A 14,746-nucleotide genomic window follows, 5' to 3' on the forward strand; every position below is an offset into this window, starting at 1 on the left:
GCTCCGAAACAAACCGATAGGATCGAGACATGCGCCGTTCCAAAATCGTCTGCACCCTGGGCCCCGCCGTCGACTCCTACGAGAAGCTGAAGACGCTGATCGAGGCCGGTATGAACGTGGCCCGCTTCAACATGAGCCACGGGACCCACTCGGAGCACGAGGAGCGGTACCACCGCCTCCGCAAGGCCGCCGAGGAGACCGGCCGCGCCGTGGGCGTGCTGGCCGACCTCCAGGGCCCCAAGATCCGCCTGGAGACCTTCGCCGACGGCCCGGTCGAGCTGGTGCGCGGCGACGAGTTCGTCATCACCACCGAGGACGTGCCCGGCGACAAGCACATCTGCGGCACCACCTACAAGGGCCTGCCCGGCGACGTCTCCAAGGGCGACCCGGTCCTGATCAACGACGGCAACGTCGCCCTCCAGGTCGTCGAGATCGACGGCCCGCGGGTGCGCACCATCGTCATCGAGGGCGGGGTCATCTCCGACCACAAGGGCATCAACCTGCCCGGCGCCGCGGTCAACGTCCCGGCGCTGTCCGAGAAGGACATCGAGGACCTGAAGTTCGCCCTGCACATGGGCTGCGACATGGTCGCGCTGTCCTTCGTGCGGGACGCCAAGGACGTCCAGGACGTGCACCGCGTCATGGACGAGGTGGGCCGCCGGGTCCCGGTCATCGCCAAGGTCGAGAAGCCGCAGGCGGTCGCCAACATGCAGGAGGTCGTGATGGCCTTCGACGCGGTGATGGTGGCCCGTGGCGACCTGGCGGTGGAGTACCCGCTGGAGAAGGTCCCGATGGTGCAGAAGCGGCTGGTCGAGATGTGCCGCCGGAACGCCAAGCCGGTGATCGTCGCGACCCAGATGATGGAGTCGATGATCACCAACTCCCGGCCCACCCGCGCCGAGGCGTCCGACGTCGCCAACGCCATCCTCGACGGCGCGGACGCGGTGATGCTCTCCGCGGAGTCCTCGGTCGGCCAGTACCCGATCGAGACCGTCAAGACGATGTCGAAGATCGTCGAGGCGGCCGAGGAGGAGCTGCTGTCCAAGGGCCTCCAGCCGCTGGTGCCCGGCAAGAAGCCGCGCACGCAGGGCGGTGCGGTGGCCCGGGCGGCCTGCGAGATGGCCGACTTCCTGGACGGCAAGGCGCTGGTCGCCTTCACCAAGTCCGGTGACACCGCCCGCCGGCTGTCCCGCTATCGCGCCGCCCAGCCGATCCTGGCCTTCACCACCGACCTCGCCACCCGCAACCAGCTCACCCTGAGCTGGGGCGTGGACAGCTTCGTCGTCCCGCACGTCGACAACACCGACGCGATGGTCGACCTGGTGGACGCCGAGCTGCTCAAGCTCAAGCGCTACAGCGAGGGCGACACCATGATCATCACCGCCGGTTCGCCCCCCGGCGTCCCCGGCACCACCAACATGGTCCGGGTGCACCACCTCGGCGGCGAGCGCGCCTGACGCGCCGTCCCCGGACGCAGGAACGGCGGTGGGCCGCCCCTTGATCAGGGGGCGGCCCACCGCCGTTCCTGCGGCTCCCGGAAAGGTCGTACCGGATCCGGCCGGGCCGGTCAGTCCTCGATGGACACCCGCATGCCCGGGACGTGGAGGTTGCCGCCGAACTGGCCCGCCTGGTCCAGCTTCACCTTGCTGAAATAGGCGAACGGGACGTTGAGCGGCGGCGGGTGCTCCGGGTCGAAGACGATCGGGATCAGCCCGAAGAGATTGCCCTGCAGCCGCTCGGTGTACAGCGTCACCTTGCCGCCGCGGATGGTGGACGTGGAACCCGGGGTCGACCGCACGTGGTAGTGCTTGCCGGACGCCGGGTCGTCGACGATCTGGTGCAGGTCGCCGATGTCGATGCTGTCCGCGGTGAACTTCAGGGCCTGCTTGGTGTGGCCGTCCTGGGTCATGACGTTGACCACCCCCGCGTAGTCCAGGCCGCGCAGGGTCAGCCCGCTGGACTCCAGGTGCCAGGGCAGGTTCGGCAGGGTGTCGGGCGTCTGCTCGTCCGTGCCCTTCTGCTTGTTCTCGACGACGCAGGGGAACGCCGGCTTGCCGCTGGAGTCCTTGCCGTCGAGCCCACCGCCGGGCAGGGCGTTGTCGACCGTGCCGACGGCGCCGTGCACGGTGTCGTTGACCGCCTTCGAGGGGTTCTTGAGCGCGTCGCCGACCGGCTTGGTGACCTCGTCCAGGCCGGGCCCGGAGCCCTGCGACGACGGGTCCGGCGACGGCGACGGGGCCTTCGTCGCGGACGCGGACGGCGAGGGGCTCGGCGAGGCGGACGGCTCCGCGGTCTTCTTGTGCACGCCGAAGAGGTCGCCGAGCGCATCGCCGATACCGCCCAGCAGTCCGCCGTCGTCCTTCTTCTCCGGGGTGGCGGAGGGCGACGGGGTCGCGGAGGCGGACGGCGCGACCGGCTTGGTGCTCCCCGCGTCCTGGCCGGCCGACGGCGACGGCGAGGCGCTGGGCTTCGCGGACGGCGTGCCGTCCTTGGCGGTGTCCCCGGCGGTGCCCTTGCCACCGCCCTTCGCCGCGTCCTTGGCGTCCTTGGTGTCCTTGGCGCCGTCCTTGGCCTTGGCGTCCTGGCCGGACGTGTCCGGGGCGGTGACGCAGGGGCCGTTCCTGAAGGGGCTCTCCGGCGGCGCCGGCTTGGCTATCGCCATCTGGGGCGTCAGCCCCATGCCCATGAGGACGGCGGACGGCATCGCCGCGATGGCGATCGCCTTGCCCGCGGGCACATGCAGGCGGCTCAGCAGCGGCTTTCGGGGCGCCGCGTGCTTCGGCCCGCCCCCCACGCCTGGACGACGCGGGGGGACTCCCCTCGCCCCGGCGGCTGCGCCGTCCTCGTGCAGCTCGTCACCCGGCACGGTGCCTCCCGTTCGTTCCGTTGGTCGGGCTCGTTCCTGACAGGTTGTCCAGTCCGTTGCCCAACCCGGGGCCACCGGCCGCCGGTGCGGGGTTGGTGGCGAGGGGGGTCCCCCCGCGCCGTTCAGGCGTGGGGGACGGCCCGACGACGCGGTCCGGTTCGCCGGGCCCCTCCTCGCTCTGCGCGGGCCGGCCCGGCGCCCAGGAGACGCTCAGCGCGCCGCCGATCAGCCCCATCAGGAAGCCGACCACGAGGCCGCCGAAGTTCGAGACGACGATGGAGACCAGGGCCAGCAGGATCGCCGCGACGCCCGCGAAGACCCGCGAGGCCGGCTGGAACCACATGGTCAGGCCGAGCACCACCAGCAGCACGCCGATGATCAGCGAGCCGGCGCCGGCGGTGGTCGCCATGCGGACGGTGAGCGACCCGATGGTGAGGTTCGCGTAGGGGAGATACATGATCGGGACGCCGGCCAGGATGGTCAGCAGTCCGCCCCAGAACGGGCGTTGTCCGCGCCACTCCCGGAACGCCTGCCGCTTCCCGCCTCGGGTGTCGTTCGGCTCAGGTCGCTGTTCCGCGCTCATGCGCCAGCCTCCTTGCGGTCGGCGGGCCCACATCCGCGCCGCGCGTACGTGTTGTCGACTCTCCCCCAGCCTCCGGCCGGGGAGGAGACCCCCGTGCTCCAGTCACTCATGTCGTCCGGCTCCTCGGGACTGGCAAATCGGTGGTTCTGCAGGCACTTCAGCGCTACCGGGCACACGGGCACGGGGAACGGCTCGCGCCGTACAGCTCTCCCCGCGCCCGCACGCTCAGCGCATCAGTAGCACTCGTTCTTGCCCTTGCTGACGCTCATCTTGAGGCCGCTGAGCTTGAAGGTGCCGGCCGTGGTGGCCCAGGCACGCTGCTGCACCTTGGTCAGCGTGGCGGTGTCGGCCTCCTGGGCGAAGGAGCCGGGGTCGGCCTTGTCGCCCTTCTTGATGCCGGGGCCCTTGGACGTCGAACCCGCCGCAACACCGATGTTGATGTTGTTGAAGGTCGCGTCCGCGTTCAGCTGGTCCAGGTCGATGTAGAGGTTCTTGGCCTCCACCGGGTCCTTGCCGCCGCCGGCCTGGAGCTTCATCGACACGTCGCCGAAGAGCGGGACGGGCACGACGACGGACTGGCACAGGTTGCGGATCTTGGCGGTGCTGAACGCCGAGACCGCCACCGGGACGTTCGTGCCGTTCTTCTGGGCGTCGACCGCCCCGTACTGGACGAAGCCGGTGCCGTCCAACCGGTCCGTGCTGACCTTGAACTGCTGGCCGGACACGCTGAACGACGCCGCCAGGGCACCCTGTGAGAGGGCGACGCCGATCGCGGCGGTGGCCGCGACACTCGGCACCATGACGACGGCGAACCGCTTCCATCTGGTCCCGCCACGAGCCAGGGACTCCATGACTTTCCTCCTTCTCGGACGTACATCTCCAGTACGCGCCGCCTCCGTTGAAGGCAGCCGTACCTGGGATGGGAGAAGTGCTACGTCCTCGGGAAGGAGAGCGCCCGTCTCGGAGGCACAGCGTGTATCCGAACACCGGCGATCACCCCCGAGCGACAACCACTGGCCACGCTCTCGCGCAACCTCACCGGACAGGCCCTGCCCAAGGGCAGAGACCCCCCTGTCCGCGGTCGGCGCCACTGCCGCCGACCCACTCGGTGGGGACCCAAGTACCCCGCGGCGCCGACCGGATGCCGGGCTGCGGGAATGGACCGAGCGTGGCCGATCGTCGTCCATTCCCGCCCGGCGCACAAGGCCCTCGTTACTTGCGGGTAACGGGCCGATAACTACGCCGCGACGCACGGAGATCACCCGGGCACCCAGCGTCGTCCTTGATGACGCCCAAACAAGGGGCAATTCCGAACAGAATCCGGCAAATTGGCCGTCTGCTCTTACTCCAAGTAACAGCGGCCGCGTTTACCAAGTTTCGGTAAAGCGCGGCCGCTGCTCCGTTTGCCGGACGTGTGTGCGGGAGTTGCCACAGGACGGAACCGGACGGGACGGAAATGTGCCGGAAAAGACCTGGCACGAGGGGAAATTCGGCGCGGAGCGCCGTCTCCCGGGGGTGGTGGCGGGGGAACGCGCCGGCTCAGAACAGGACGCGCGCCAGCGCGGTGCGCGCCTTGGTCACCCGCGGGTCGTCCGAGCCGATCACGTCGAACAGCTCCAGCAGCCGCACCCGCGCGGCCTCCCGGTCCTCCCCGGCCGTCCGCTGCACGGCGTCGACCAGCCGGCCGAAGGCGTCCTCGACGTGGCCGCCCACCAGGTCCAGGTCCGCGGCCCTGATCTGCGCCCGGACGTCGGCCGGGCGCTCCGCGGCCTCCTGGCGCACCGCCTGCGGGTCCAGGTCCTGCACCCGCTGGAGGAGTTCGGCCTGGGCCAGACCGAGCTTGGCCTCCGGGTTGGTCGGGTCGTCGGAGAGGACGTTCTGGTAGGCGCGGATGGCGCCGCCGAGGTCACCGGCGTCCAGCGCGTCGGCCGCCGTGGTCAGCGCCGCGTCGTACGGGCCGACCGGCGCCGGGGCCGGGGCATCGGCCTGCTCGGCCGCCGCCGGATCGACCGGCGCGCCCACGATGCCGAACTGCTGCTCGGCGACCTGCACCAGCTGGTCCAGCACCTGCCGCAGCTGCGCCTCGGGGACCGCGCCCTGGAAGAGCGGGATCGGCTGGCCCGCGACCACCGCGAACACCGCCGGGATGCCCTGCACCCCGAACTGCTGGAACAGCATCTGGTTGCTGTCGACGTCGATCTTGGCGAGGACGAACTTGCCGGCGTACTCCGCCGCGAGGCTCTCCAGCAGCGGACCGAGCTGCTTGCACGGCTGGCACCACTCGGCCCAGAAGTCGATGACGACCGGGACCTCGGTGGAACGCTGCAGGACGTCCTGCTGGAACCCCGCCTCGTCGACGTCGAACACCAGGCGGGTGGCACCGGCCGGCGCCGCGCCCGTGCGGGCGGCCTCGGCGCGGGCCTGCTCGGCCTTCTGCTTCGCTTCGCCGGCCGCCTTCACCGCGGCGAGGTCGACGACTCCACTCATGGACATGTTGCGTGGCTGCATGGGTCCATCCTCCCCCCTGAGCGGCCGGTTCCGGAAAGCGATCCGGAAAGCGGGCCCACGCCCCGTCGGCAGGCCCCGCTGGAGTGCGGTCCGTGCCCGGGGATCCGGTGCCCGATGGACGGCCCCGAGGGGCCGCTGTGCGCGGCCATGGGTCCCCACCCACGGCCAGTGGCTATCGCTCTTTCGCTACGGGTCGTAGCGTAACTCGCGACGCCCCCCGCCCGGCAACCACCTCCCCCCGCTCGCCGGGTGATCTCCCTCACGGACCGCACCACCGGACGGGGTCCGGATCGCCTACCGGCCGGTATGGTCGCCGGCATGCACCAGTCCGCCCGCTCCCCGAAAGGCCGCCCGGGCCGCCCCCGCAGCGTCGAGACCGATCACGCGATCCTCGACGCCACCCGCGCCGCGCTCGTGGACGTGGGCTGGGGCGGGCTCACCATGGGCGAGGTCGCCGCCCGCGCCGGGGTCGCCAAGACCACCCTCTACCGCCGCTGGGCCAACAAGAGCGAACTGGTCGTGGACGCCGTGGCGGTCCTCTTCGACGAACTGGAACTCCCCGACCGTGGCTGCCTGCAGTCCGACATCGAGGGCGTGGTGCTCCAGTTCGGCGCGCTGCTGGCCCGGCCCGAGACCAAGACCGCGCTGATGGCGGTGGTCGCCGAGTCCACCACCGACGACGCGCTGCGCGAGCGGATCCGCTCGGCGATCGTGGACCGGCAGAAACGGCTGGTGCTGCTGGGCCGTTCCCGGGCGCAGGCGCGCGGCGAACTGCCGCCGGACGCCGGCGGACCCGAGGGCGAAGAGGCCGCCGAGTGCACCGTGGGCCTGATCTTCGACGTCATCGCCGGGGCCGTCGTGCACCGGCTCCTGGTGAGCGCGGAGCCGGTGGACGCCGACTGGGCACGGCAGTTCACCACGCTGCTGCTGGCCGGCCTGGCCGGGCTGAAGCCTTAGGGCGCTTCTGACGGATCTCCGCGGCGTCGCGGCGCCTGGCACGCACGCTCGCTGCGTTGCCGAAATGTCCCCATAGCTCCGCTATGAAGACATCCCGGCGCCTTGCGATCGCACGCACCAGGCGCCGCTCCTTCTTCCACGGAGATCCGTCAGAAGCGCCCTAGTCACGGCCACCGCCGCGGCCCGGCCGGCGTCCACCGGGGCCGTGCCGCCTCACACCTGGTAGCGCTCCGCCCGGAACAGGTGCAGGTGCTCGGCCACCCACTCCGAGGTCCGCGCCAGCCCCTCCTTGAGGGTGACCTCCGGCTGCCACGAAGCCCACTCCCGGGCCCGGGAGTTGTCCGACAGCAGCCGCTCCACCTCGCTGCCCGAGGGCCGCAGCCGCTCGGCGTCCACCACCACCTCGGCGTCCCGCCCGGAGGCCGCGATCAGCGCCTCGGCCAGCGCCCCGATGGTGATCTCCCGACCGCTGCCGAGGTTGACGACCTGCCCCAGCGCCCGGTCGCAGTCGGCCAGCGCCATGAACCCGGCCGCGGTGTCGGTGACGAACGTGAAGTCCCGGGTCGGGGTCAGCGAGCCGAGCTTGATCTGCCGGGCGCCGGAGTGCAGTTGGGCCAGGATCGTCGGGATCACCGCGCGGGCGGACTGCCGGGGCCCGTAGGTGTTGAACGGCCGCACCACCGTCACCGGCAGTTCGAAGGCGTGCCAGTGGGACAGCGCCATCATGTCCGCGCCGATCTTCGAGGCGGAGTACGGCGACTGCGGCTGGAGCGGGTGCTCCTCGCTGATCGGCGCGGTCCGCGCGGTCCCGTACACCTCGCTGGTGGAGGTGTGCACCATCCGCCGCACCCCGTGCCGACGGCACGCCTCGGCGACGTTCTCGGTGCCCACCACGTTGGTCTGCACATACGCGCCGGGCGAGTCGTAGCTGTAGGGGATGCCGATCAGCGCGGCCAGGTGGAAGACGGTGTCGCAGCCGGCGACGGCGTCCATCACCCGGCCGGCGTCCCGGACGTCGCCGGCGACCATCTCCACCGGGCCGCCCGGCACCAGGTAGCGGGCCAGGTTCCCCTTCTCCGCGTACGGCTTGTAGTGGACGAAGGCGCGCACCTCGGCGCCGGCCTCCACCAGCAGATCGACCAGCGTCGATCCGATGAACCCCTCGGCCCCGGTGACCAGGACCTTCCGACCGGCCCACGGCCGGGACGCGGTGCTCTGCGTGCTCATGCTGACTCCTTCAGTGCGGTGACGAGGTGGTGGGGGTGGGGGTGGCCGGCCAGCGTCAGGGTCCGCGCGGCCAGCAGGTCGGCGGCCCGGGAGTGCGTGCCGGGGTCGGCCGCCGCGCCCATCGCGGCCAGCCGGGCCGGGTCGGCCAACAGCGGGGTGACCAGCGCGTCCAGCCGCTCGGCGGTGACCTCCGCGTCGGGCAGCAGCAGTCCCGCCCCGGCGTCGGAGAGCACCCGGGCGTTGTGCGTCTGGTGGTCGCCGGGCGCGTGCGGGTACGGGACGAGGACGGCCGGCATCCCGATCGTGGCCAGTTCGGCGACGGTCGCCGAACCGGCCCGGCACAGCACCAGGTCGGCCGCCGCGTACGCCAGGTCCATCCGGTCCAGGTACGGCACCGCCTCGGCGACCGCCGCCCCGCCGTTCGCTTCGAGGGCGGCCCGGGTGGCGTCCAGCGCCGCCGGCCCGGTCTTGATCAGCAGCCGCATCCGGTTCCGGCCCAGGTAGCGGGCCGCGAGGCCGACGGCGCCCTCGGTGAGCCGGGCGGCGCCCAGGCTGCCGCCGTTGACCAGCAGCAGCCGCGCCTCCTCCGGGATCCCCAGGGCCGACCGGGCGGCCGACCGCAGGGCCACCCGGTCCAGGCCGGCCAGCGGCCCGGTCAGCGGCATCCCGACCGTCTCGGCCTGCGCGCCGCCCGCCAGGTGGGGACGGCTGCGGTCGAAGGCCAGGGCGATGTGCGGGGTGAGCCGGGCGGCGAACTTGTTGGCCCGGCCGGGCACCGCGTTGGACTCGTGGATCAGGCTGGGCAGTCCCGCCATCCGGGCCCCGACGATCACCGGAGCGCTCGGGTAGCCGCCCATCCCGACGGCGACCTGGGCGCCCTGCTCCCGCAGGATCGCCCGGCACTGGGCGCCCGAGCGCAGCAGCGCGGCCGGCAGCAGATAGCGTTTGGCGCCCAGCGCCGGGTCGAAGGGGATCATGTCGACGGTGTGGAGCCGGTAGCCGGCCTGCGGGATCAGCCGCGTCTCCAGGCCGCGGTCGGTCCCCACGAAGGAGATCACCGCGTCCGGCACGGCCCGGCGCAGCGCGTCGGCGAGTGCGATTCCGGGATAGATGTGGCCGCCGGTGCCGCCCGCACCGATCACGACCGAGAGTGGTGTGCGCATGGCCGCCACGCTCGTCCGACGCCTTAAGAACGTTCTAAGACAGCGTTTGGGAGCCTGGAGCCATGACCGCACACCCCTCCGCCGCGCCCGCCACCGGCGACTCCCCGCCGGCCGCCGCCCCCAGGATCCTGGTCGTCGACGACGAACCGGAGGTCCGCGCCGCCGTGGCGGACGGCCTCGCCGTCGAGGGCTACGCGGTCCGCGGCGCCGCCGACGGCCTGGCCGCGCTCTCCGAGGTCGCCACCTGGCAGCCGGACGCCCTCGTCCTCGACGTGATGATGCCGGTGCTGGACGGCCTGGCGGTCTGCCGCCGGCTGCGCGCCCTCGACGACCGCACCCCGATCCTGGTCCTGACCGCCCTGGACTCGGTCAGCGAACGGGTCGACGGGCTGGACGCCGGCGCCGACGACTACCTGGTCAAGCCGTTCGCCCTGGACGAGTTGATCGCCCGGGTCCGCGCCCTGCTGCGGCGGGCCGCGGCCTCCGCCGCCGCCGACTCCCGACTGGCCTTCGCCGACCTGGTCGTCGATCCCGCCACCCGCAGCGGCCACCGCGGCGGCCGGCCGCTGGAGTTCAGCCGCACCGAGTACGCGCTGCTGGAGCTGCTGCTCCAGCACCCCGGCCAGGTGCTGCCGCGGGAGACGATCCTGGAGCGGGTCTGGGGCCGGGACTTCGGCCCGGATTCCAACTCCCTGGCCGTCTACATCGGTTATCTGCGCCGCAAGCTGGAGGCCGGCGGCGAGCCCCGGCTGGTGCACACCGTGCACGGCATCGGCTACCGCCTCGACCGGCCGGAGGGCGCATGAGCGAGCGAATCACGCGAAGGTGCGCGTCTCGCGCATGCGAGGGCGAGCGAAGGGAGCCTTCGGCATGAGTGAGCGGAGCGAGCGAATCATGGAAAGGTGCGCGCCTCGCGCATGCGAGGGCGACCGAAGGGAGCCTTCGGCATGAGCGGCCGGCGCCGCCTGGGCGGCCGCTGGGTCCGCCGCCGACCGCTGCGCACCCGGCTGGCGCTGGCCGCCTCCGCCGCGGTGGCGCTGGTCGCGGTCGGCGTCTGCGCGGCCTCGTTCGTCGTCCTGCGGGTGCAGATGACCCGTCAGCTCAACCTCAACCTGGCACAGACCGCCACCCAGCTCCTCCAGCGGATGCGCAACTGGGGCCCGACCCCGGGCGACGCCTCCTGCCAGTACCCGGCCGCCGCCTGCGTCCAGATCGTCCCCGCCGACCCGGCCAAGGACGCCCGCGGCCCGTACGTCCTGCCGGTCTCCGCGGCCACCCGCGAGGTGGCCGCCGGCCACCGCAGGCCCTACTACACCAACTTCACCGTCGCCTCCCACCCCGTCCGGGTGTTCACCACCCGCGTCCCCCACCGGGACGAGGTGCTCCAGGTGGCCCTGCGCTCCGACACCGTCGAACGCGGGGTGCGGCAGGCCGCCTGGGCCCTGGGCGCGGTCGGCGGCGCGGGCGTGCTGCTCGCCGCCGGCCTCGGCTACTGGGTCTCCCGCACGGGCCTGGCCCCGGTCGCCCGGCTCACCGCCACCGCGGAGCGGATCGCCACCACCCGCGACCCCCGGCACCGCATCGACCTCCCGGCGGGACCGTCCGGCCACGAGGACGAGATCACCCGGCTCGCCGCCAGCTTCAACACCATGCTCGGCGAACTGGAGCAGTCCGTCACCGCCCAGCGCCGGCTGGTCGCCGACGCCTCCCACGAGCTGCGCACCCCGCTCACCGCGCTCCGCACCAACGCCGAACTCCTGGCCCGCGCCGACCGCCTGACGGATGTTCAGCGGGATCGGGCGTCGGGTGCACTGACCCGCCAGCTCCGCGAGGTCACCACCCTCGTCAACGACCTCATCGAACTCGCCCGCGACGAGGAGCCCCGGCCGCTGCTCGAACAGGTCCGCCCGGCCCCTCTGCTGGAACACGCGGTGGCAGCCGCCCGCGAACACTGGCCGGACGTCGCCTTCACCACCCACATCGCCCCCGAGGCGGCGGACACCACGCTCCCCGGCGTCCCCGCCCGACTGGCCCGGCTGCTGTCCAACCTCCTGGACAACGCCGCCAAGTTCTCCCCGCCGGGCGGCCCGGTCGAGACCGAACTCGCGCCCGTGGCGGGCGAGTTGCACCTCACCGTCCGCGACCACGGCCCCGGGATCGCCGCGGACGACCTGCCGTACGTCTTCGACCGCTTCTACCGCGCCCAGGCCGCCCGGGCCCTGCCCGGCTCGGGCCTGGGCCTGGCCATGGCGCGGCAGATCGCCCGGGCGCACGGCGCCGAGCTCACCGCGGAGCAGGCACCGGGCGGCGGCGCGCTGTTCCGCCTGCGGATGCGGGGCGCGGAGCCCCCCACCGGGGCCGGGTGAGGGGACAGCGCTCCGGCTCCCGATCCCCGGGCGGCGGCGCGGCCGCCCGCCCGGGACCGGCCGCTCCCGTCGTGCCGGCAGGCCCTAGAAGCCGGCCGGCTCGGTGTACGTCCCCCACTCGTCGCGCAGCGCGCCGCAGATCTCGCCGAGGGTCGCCTCCGCGCGGACCGCGGCCAGCATCGGCTCGATCATGTTGCGGTCGCTGCGGGCGGCGGCCAGCAGCTCCTTGAGCGCGGCCTGCACCCGGGCGTCGTCGCGGGCCGTCTTGCGCTCCGCGAGGACCCGCACCTGCTCCCGCTCGACCTCGTGGCTGACCCGCAGGATCTCCAGGTCGCCGGTGACGGAGCCCTCGTGGCAGTTGACGCCGACGACCCTCTTGTCACCCTTCTCCAGGGCCTGCTGGTAGCGGAACGCGGACTCGGCGATCTCGCCGGTGAACCAGCCGTCCTCGATGCCGCGCAGGATGCCGGAGGTGATCGGGCCGATCGGGTGTTGCCCGTCCGGCACCGCCCGCGCCCCGCGCTCCGTTATCTGCGCGAAGATCTTCTCGGCGTCCGCCTCGATCCGGTCGGTCAGCGCCTCGATGTACCAGGAACCGCCCAGCGGGTCGGCGACGTTGGCGACGCCGGTCTCCTCCATCAGCACCTGCTGGGTGCGCAGGGCGATCTCCGCGGCCTGCTCGCTGGGCAGCGCCAGGGTCTCGTCCAGGGCGTTGGTGTGCAGCGAGTTGGTGCCGCCGAGCACCGCCGCCAGCGCCTCCACCGCGGTGCGGACGACGTTGTTGTACGGCTGCTGGGCGGTGAGCGAGACGCCTGCGGTCTGGGTGTGGAACCGCAGCCACTGCGCCTTCTCGGTGCGGGCGCCGTAGACGTCGCGCATCCAGCGGGCCCAGATCCGGCGCGCGGCGCGGAACTTGGCGATCTCCTCGAAGAAGTCCACATGGGCGTCGAAGAAGAACGACAGGCCGGGCGCGAAGGTGTCGACGTCCAGTCCGCGGGAGAGGCCCAGCTCGACGTAGCCGAAGCCGTCGGCGAGGGTGTACGCCAGCTCCTGGGCGGCCGTCGCGCCGGCCTCCCGGATGTGGTAGCCGGAGACTGACAGCGGCTTGTAGGCGGGGATGCCGTGCGCGCAGTGCTCCATCAGGTCACCGATCAGCCGCAGATGCGGCTCGGGCTGGAAGAGCCACTCCTTCTGCGCGATGTACTCCTTGAAGATGTCGGTCTGGAGGGTGCCGTTGAGCACCGCCGGATCGACGCCCTGGCGCTCGGCGGCGACCAGGTACATGCAGAAGACCGGCACGGCGGGCCCGCTGATCGTCATGGACGTCGTGACGTCGCCGAGCGGGATGTCCTTGAACAGGACCTCCATGTCGGCCGCCGAGTCGATGGCGACACCGCAGTGCCCGACCTCGCCGAGCGAGCGCGGGTCGTCGGAGTCCCGCCCCATCAGGGTCGGCATGTCGAACGCCACCGAGAGGCCGCCGCCGCCGGCCTTGAGGATCATCTTGTAGCGCTCGTTGGTCTGCTGGGCGTTGCCGAAGCCGGCGAACTGGCGGATCGTCCACGTCCGGCCGCGGTAGCCGGTCGGGTACAGGCCGCGCGTGAAGGGGTACTCCCCCGGCCATCCGATCCGCTCGAACCCCTCGACCGAGTCGCCAGGGCGCGGCCCGTACGCCGGCTCGACGGGGTCGCCGGAGAGCGTGGTGAAGTCGGCGTCGCGCTTCCGGGCGGTGTCGTACCGGGCCTGCCAGCGGCGGCGGCCCTCTTCGATCGCGTCAGCGTCCATGCCGATGAATTTACTAGGACGTCCTACTATCTGTCGATGGGAATCGACCCCGAACCCTCCCTGACACCCGCCGGGGCGACCCCCTAGGGGTCGCGCATTCCCCCACCGGGGGGCTGCCCGGCACCCGCGCGGCGGAAACGCCGCGGACGACACGGCCGCGGACAGCACAAACGCGCCCCTCCCGCAACGGGAGAGGCGCGGCGCGTGCAACGGAAGAGGCGCGGGCCCGACGGCCCGGCCGCCGCCGTCAGACCTTGACCGGCTCCGGCGCGGCCTCCGCCAGCAGCGGCGCGACCTCGCGGACCACCTTGCGCTCCACGAAGAACGCGGCGGTCGGGATCGTCCCGGAGATCAGCACCCACAGCAGCTTGCCGAACGGCCAGCGCGCCTTCGAACCGAGGTCGAAGGCGAAGATCAGGTAGATGATGTAGAGCACGCCGTGGACCTGCGCGACGACGAGGGTCAGGTCCTTGCCGATCCCGAAGCCGTACTTGAAAACCATGCAGGCGCAGAGCACGAGCAGCATCACGGCGGTGATGTAGGCCATCGCCCGGTAACGGGTCAGCACGCTTCGCTTCATGCCCCCGAGCGTAACGGCCCCTTCCGGGGCGATCTTCGCCACCCCCCGTTCCACGGCGAGCCACCGCACACCGCCCCCACGACCACGCCACGGACCTGGCAGAACGCGTCAACCCCGGGCCCGAAACAGGCCCAGGAAGGCGTTCGCGCAGGCATCCGGGAGCACTCCGGGGAACGCCTCCGGCGTGCTGCTCACTCGTCCTTGAAGTCGGCCGCCGCCACCCGCAGCGGACGCAGCAGCGCGAAGATCTCCGCGCACTCCTCGGCGTCGTACGCCCCGAGCCCGAAGTCCATCGCCATCAGGTCGCGGGTGGCCGCGTCGCACACCTCGCGGCCCTTGTCCGTGATGGACGCCAGGGTGCCCCGGCCGTCGTTCGGATTGGGCCGCTTGGCGACCAGGCCCGACTTCACCAGCCGGTCCACGGTGTTGGTCACCGAGGTGGGGTGCACCATCAGACGCTCGCCGATCTTCGACATCGGCAGCTCGCCCGCCTTGGAGAACGTCAGCAGCACCAGCGCCTCGTAGCGCGCGAAGGTCAGTCCGTACGGCTTGACCACCGCGTCCACCTCGGACAGCAGGATCTGCTGGGCCCGCATGATCGAGGTGATCGCGGCCATGGAGGGCACGGAGCCCCATCGCTGCTTCCAGAGTTCGTCGGCGCGAGCGATGGGGTCAAAGGCAAGGCTGAGCGGCTTCGGCACGCTTCCGACC

At 72.3% G+C, this 14,746-nt stretch carries 13 protein-coding genes; 4 read left to right on the forward strand and 9 right to left on the reverse strand.

What is annotated here, in order from left to right:
- Positions 1-29: 29 nt before the first annotated feature.
- Positions 30-1,457: a pyruvate kinase gene (gene pyk / locus MOV08_RS14365; protein WP_039632685.1), complete on the forward strand. Its 1,428-nt coding sequence runs from the start codon at positions 30-32 to the stop codon at positions 1,455-1,457.
- A gap of 110 nt (positions 1,458-1,567) precedes the next feature.
- On the opposite strand, the gene MOV08_RS14370 is transcribed toward pyk, so the two are convergent.
- From MOV08_RS14370 to MOV08_RS14385, 4 genes are all read right to left on the reverse strand, one after another.
- Entirely contained in the window at positions 1,568-2,794 is a 1,227-nt protein-coding gene (locus MOV08_RS14370) for a hypothetical protein (protein WP_420834156.1), read from the reverse strand.
- Between the two features lie 61 nt (positions 2,795-2,855).
- The gene (locus MOV08_RS14375; protein WP_039632689.1) at positions 2,856-3,449 is read right to left on the reverse strand and encodes a DUF6114 domain-containing protein; all 594 of its coding nucleotides are present in this window, start codon (positions 3,447-3,449) and stop codon (positions 2,856-2,858) included.
- 233 nt (positions 3,450-3,682) lie between these two features.
- The gene (locus tag MOV08_RS14380; protein WP_039632691.1) at positions 3,683-4,300 is read right to left on the reverse strand and encodes a DUF6230 family protein; all 618 of its coding nucleotides are present in this window, start codon (positions 4,298-4,300) and stop codon (positions 3,683-3,685) included.
- 688 nt (positions 4,301-4,988) lie between these two features.
- Positions 4,989-5,957, reverse strand: a complete 969-nt coding sequence (locus tag MOV08_RS14385; protein WP_039632693.1) for a tetratricopeptide repeat protein — start codon at positions 5,955-5,957, stop codon at positions 4,989-4,991.
- Between the two features lie 318 nt (positions 5,958-6,275).
- On the opposite strand from MOV08_RS14385, the gene MOV08_RS14390 reads away from it, so the two are divergent.
- On the forward strand, positions 6,276-6,914 hold the full coding sequence (locus tag MOV08_RS14390; protein WP_239010049.1) for a TetR/AcrR family transcriptional regulator: 639 nt from the start codon (positions 6,276-6,278) through the stop codon (positions 6,912-6,914).
- A gap of 213 nt (positions 6,915-7,127) precedes the next feature.
- Here MOV08_RS14390 and MOV08_RS14395 read toward each other — a convergent pair whose 3' ends face one another.
- Entirely contained in the window at positions 7,128-8,141 is a 1,014-nt protein-coding gene (locus MOV08_RS14395; RefSeq protein WP_039632697.1) for a GDP-mannose 4,6-dehydratase, read from the reverse strand.
- Entirely contained in the window at positions 8,138-9,304 is a 1,167-nt protein-coding gene (locus tag MOV08_RS14400; RefSeq protein ID WP_275307692.1) for a UDP-N-acetylglucosamine--N-acetylmuramyl-(pentapeptide) pyrophosphoryl-undecaprenol N-acetylglucosamine transferase, read from the reverse strand. The genes MOV08_RS14395 and MOV08_RS14400 overlap by 4 nt, the downstream gene beginning before the upstream one ends.
- A 62-nt stretch (positions 9,305-9,366) precedes the next feature.
- On the opposite strand from MOV08_RS14400, the gene MOV08_RS14405 reads away from it, so the two are divergent.
- The gene (locus tag MOV08_RS14405) at positions 9,367-10,110 is read left to right on the forward strand and encodes a response regulator transcription factor (RefSeq protein ID WP_052286738.1); all 744 of its coding nucleotides are present in this window, start codon (positions 9,367-9,369) and stop codon (positions 10,108-10,110) included.
- Positions 10,111-10,251: 141 nt separating this feature from the next.
- Complete coding sequence (locus MOV08_RS14410) at positions 10,252-11,670, forward strand: sensor histidine kinase (protein ID WP_039632701.1); 1,419 nt, start codon at positions 10,252-10,254, stop codon at positions 11,668-11,670.
- Between the two features lie 84 nt (positions 11,671-11,754).
- Here the strand turns inward: MOV08_RS14410 and MOV08_RS14415 are convergent, their stop codons facing one another.
- The 3 genes from MOV08_RS14415 to MOV08_RS14425 form a co-directional block, all read right to left on the reverse strand.
- Complete coding sequence (locus tag MOV08_RS14415) at positions 11,755-13,455, reverse strand: coenzyme B12-dependent isobutyryl-CoA mutase large subunit (RefSeq protein ID WP_039632703.1); 1,701 nt, start codon at positions 13,453-13,455, stop codon at positions 11,755-11,757.
- 247 nt (positions 13,456-13,702) lie between these two features.
- Positions 13,703-14,035 (reverse strand): DUF3817 domain-containing protein, encoded by a 333-nt coding sequence (locus MOV08_RS14420; RefSeq protein WP_039632705.1) that lies wholly within the window; start codon positions 14,033-14,035, stop codon positions 13,703-13,705.
- Positions 14,036-14,226: 191 nt separating this feature from the next.
- Positions 14,227-14,736, reverse strand: coding sequence for a MarR family winged helix-turn-helix transcriptional regulator (locus MOV08_RS14425; RefSeq protein ID WP_039632708.1), 510 nt, complete (start codon positions 14,734-14,736; stop codon positions 14,227-14,229).
- Between the last annotated feature and the right edge of the window lie 10 nt (positions 14,737-14,746).

It is taken from the genome of Streptomyces yunnanensis (assembly GCF_029011865.1).
In the GTDB taxonomy this organism is placed as follows: Bacteria; Actinomycetota; Actinomycetes; order Streptomycetales; family Streptomycetaceae; genus Streptomyces; species Streptomyces yunnanensis.

Coding starts and splice junctions, on each gene's coding strand:
- MOV08_RS14410 (WP_039632701.1), top strand. CDS start 10,252: ATGAGCGGCCGGCGCCGCCTGGGCGGCCGCTGGGTCCGCCGCCGACCG.
- MOV08_RS14380 (WP_039632691.1), bottom strand. CDS start 4,300: ATGGAGTCCCTGGCTCGTGGCGGGACCAGATGGAAGCGGTTCGCCGTC.
- pyk (WP_039632685.1), top strand. CDS start 30: ATGCGCCGTTCCAAAATCGTCTGCACCCTGGGCCCCGCCGTCGACTCC.
- MOV08_RS14375 (WP_039632689.1), bottom strand. CDS start 3,449: ATGAGCGCGGAACAGCGACCTGAGCCGAACGACACCCGAGGCGGGAAG.
- MOV08_RS14395 (WP_039632697.1), bottom strand. CDS start 8,141: ATGAGCACGCAGAGCACCGCGTCCCGGCCGTGGGCCGGTCGGAAGGTC.
- MOV08_RS14420 (WP_039632705.1), bottom strand. CDS start 14,035: ATGAAGCGAAGCGTGCTGACCCGTTACCGGGCGATGGCCTACATCACC.
- MOV08_RS14390 (WP_239010049.1), top strand. CDS start 6,276: ATGCACCAGTCCGCCCGCTCCCCGAAAGGCCGCCCGGGCCGCCCCCGC.
- MOV08_RS14415 (WP_039632703.1), bottom strand. CDS start 13,455: ATGGACGCTGACGCGATCGAAGAGGGCCGCCGCCGCTGGCAGGCCCGG.
- MOV08_RS14385 (WP_039632693.1), bottom strand. CDS start 5,957: ATGCAGCCACGCAACATGTCCATGAGTGGAGTCGTCGACCTCGCCGCG.
- MOV08_RS14400 (WP_275307692.1), bottom strand. CDS start 9,304: ATGCGCACACCACTCTCGGTCGTGATCGGTGCGGGCGGCACCGGCGGC.
- MOV08_RS14405 (WP_052286738.1), top strand. CDS start 9,367: ATGACCGCACACCCCTCCGCCGCGCCCGCCACCGGCGACTCCCCGCCG.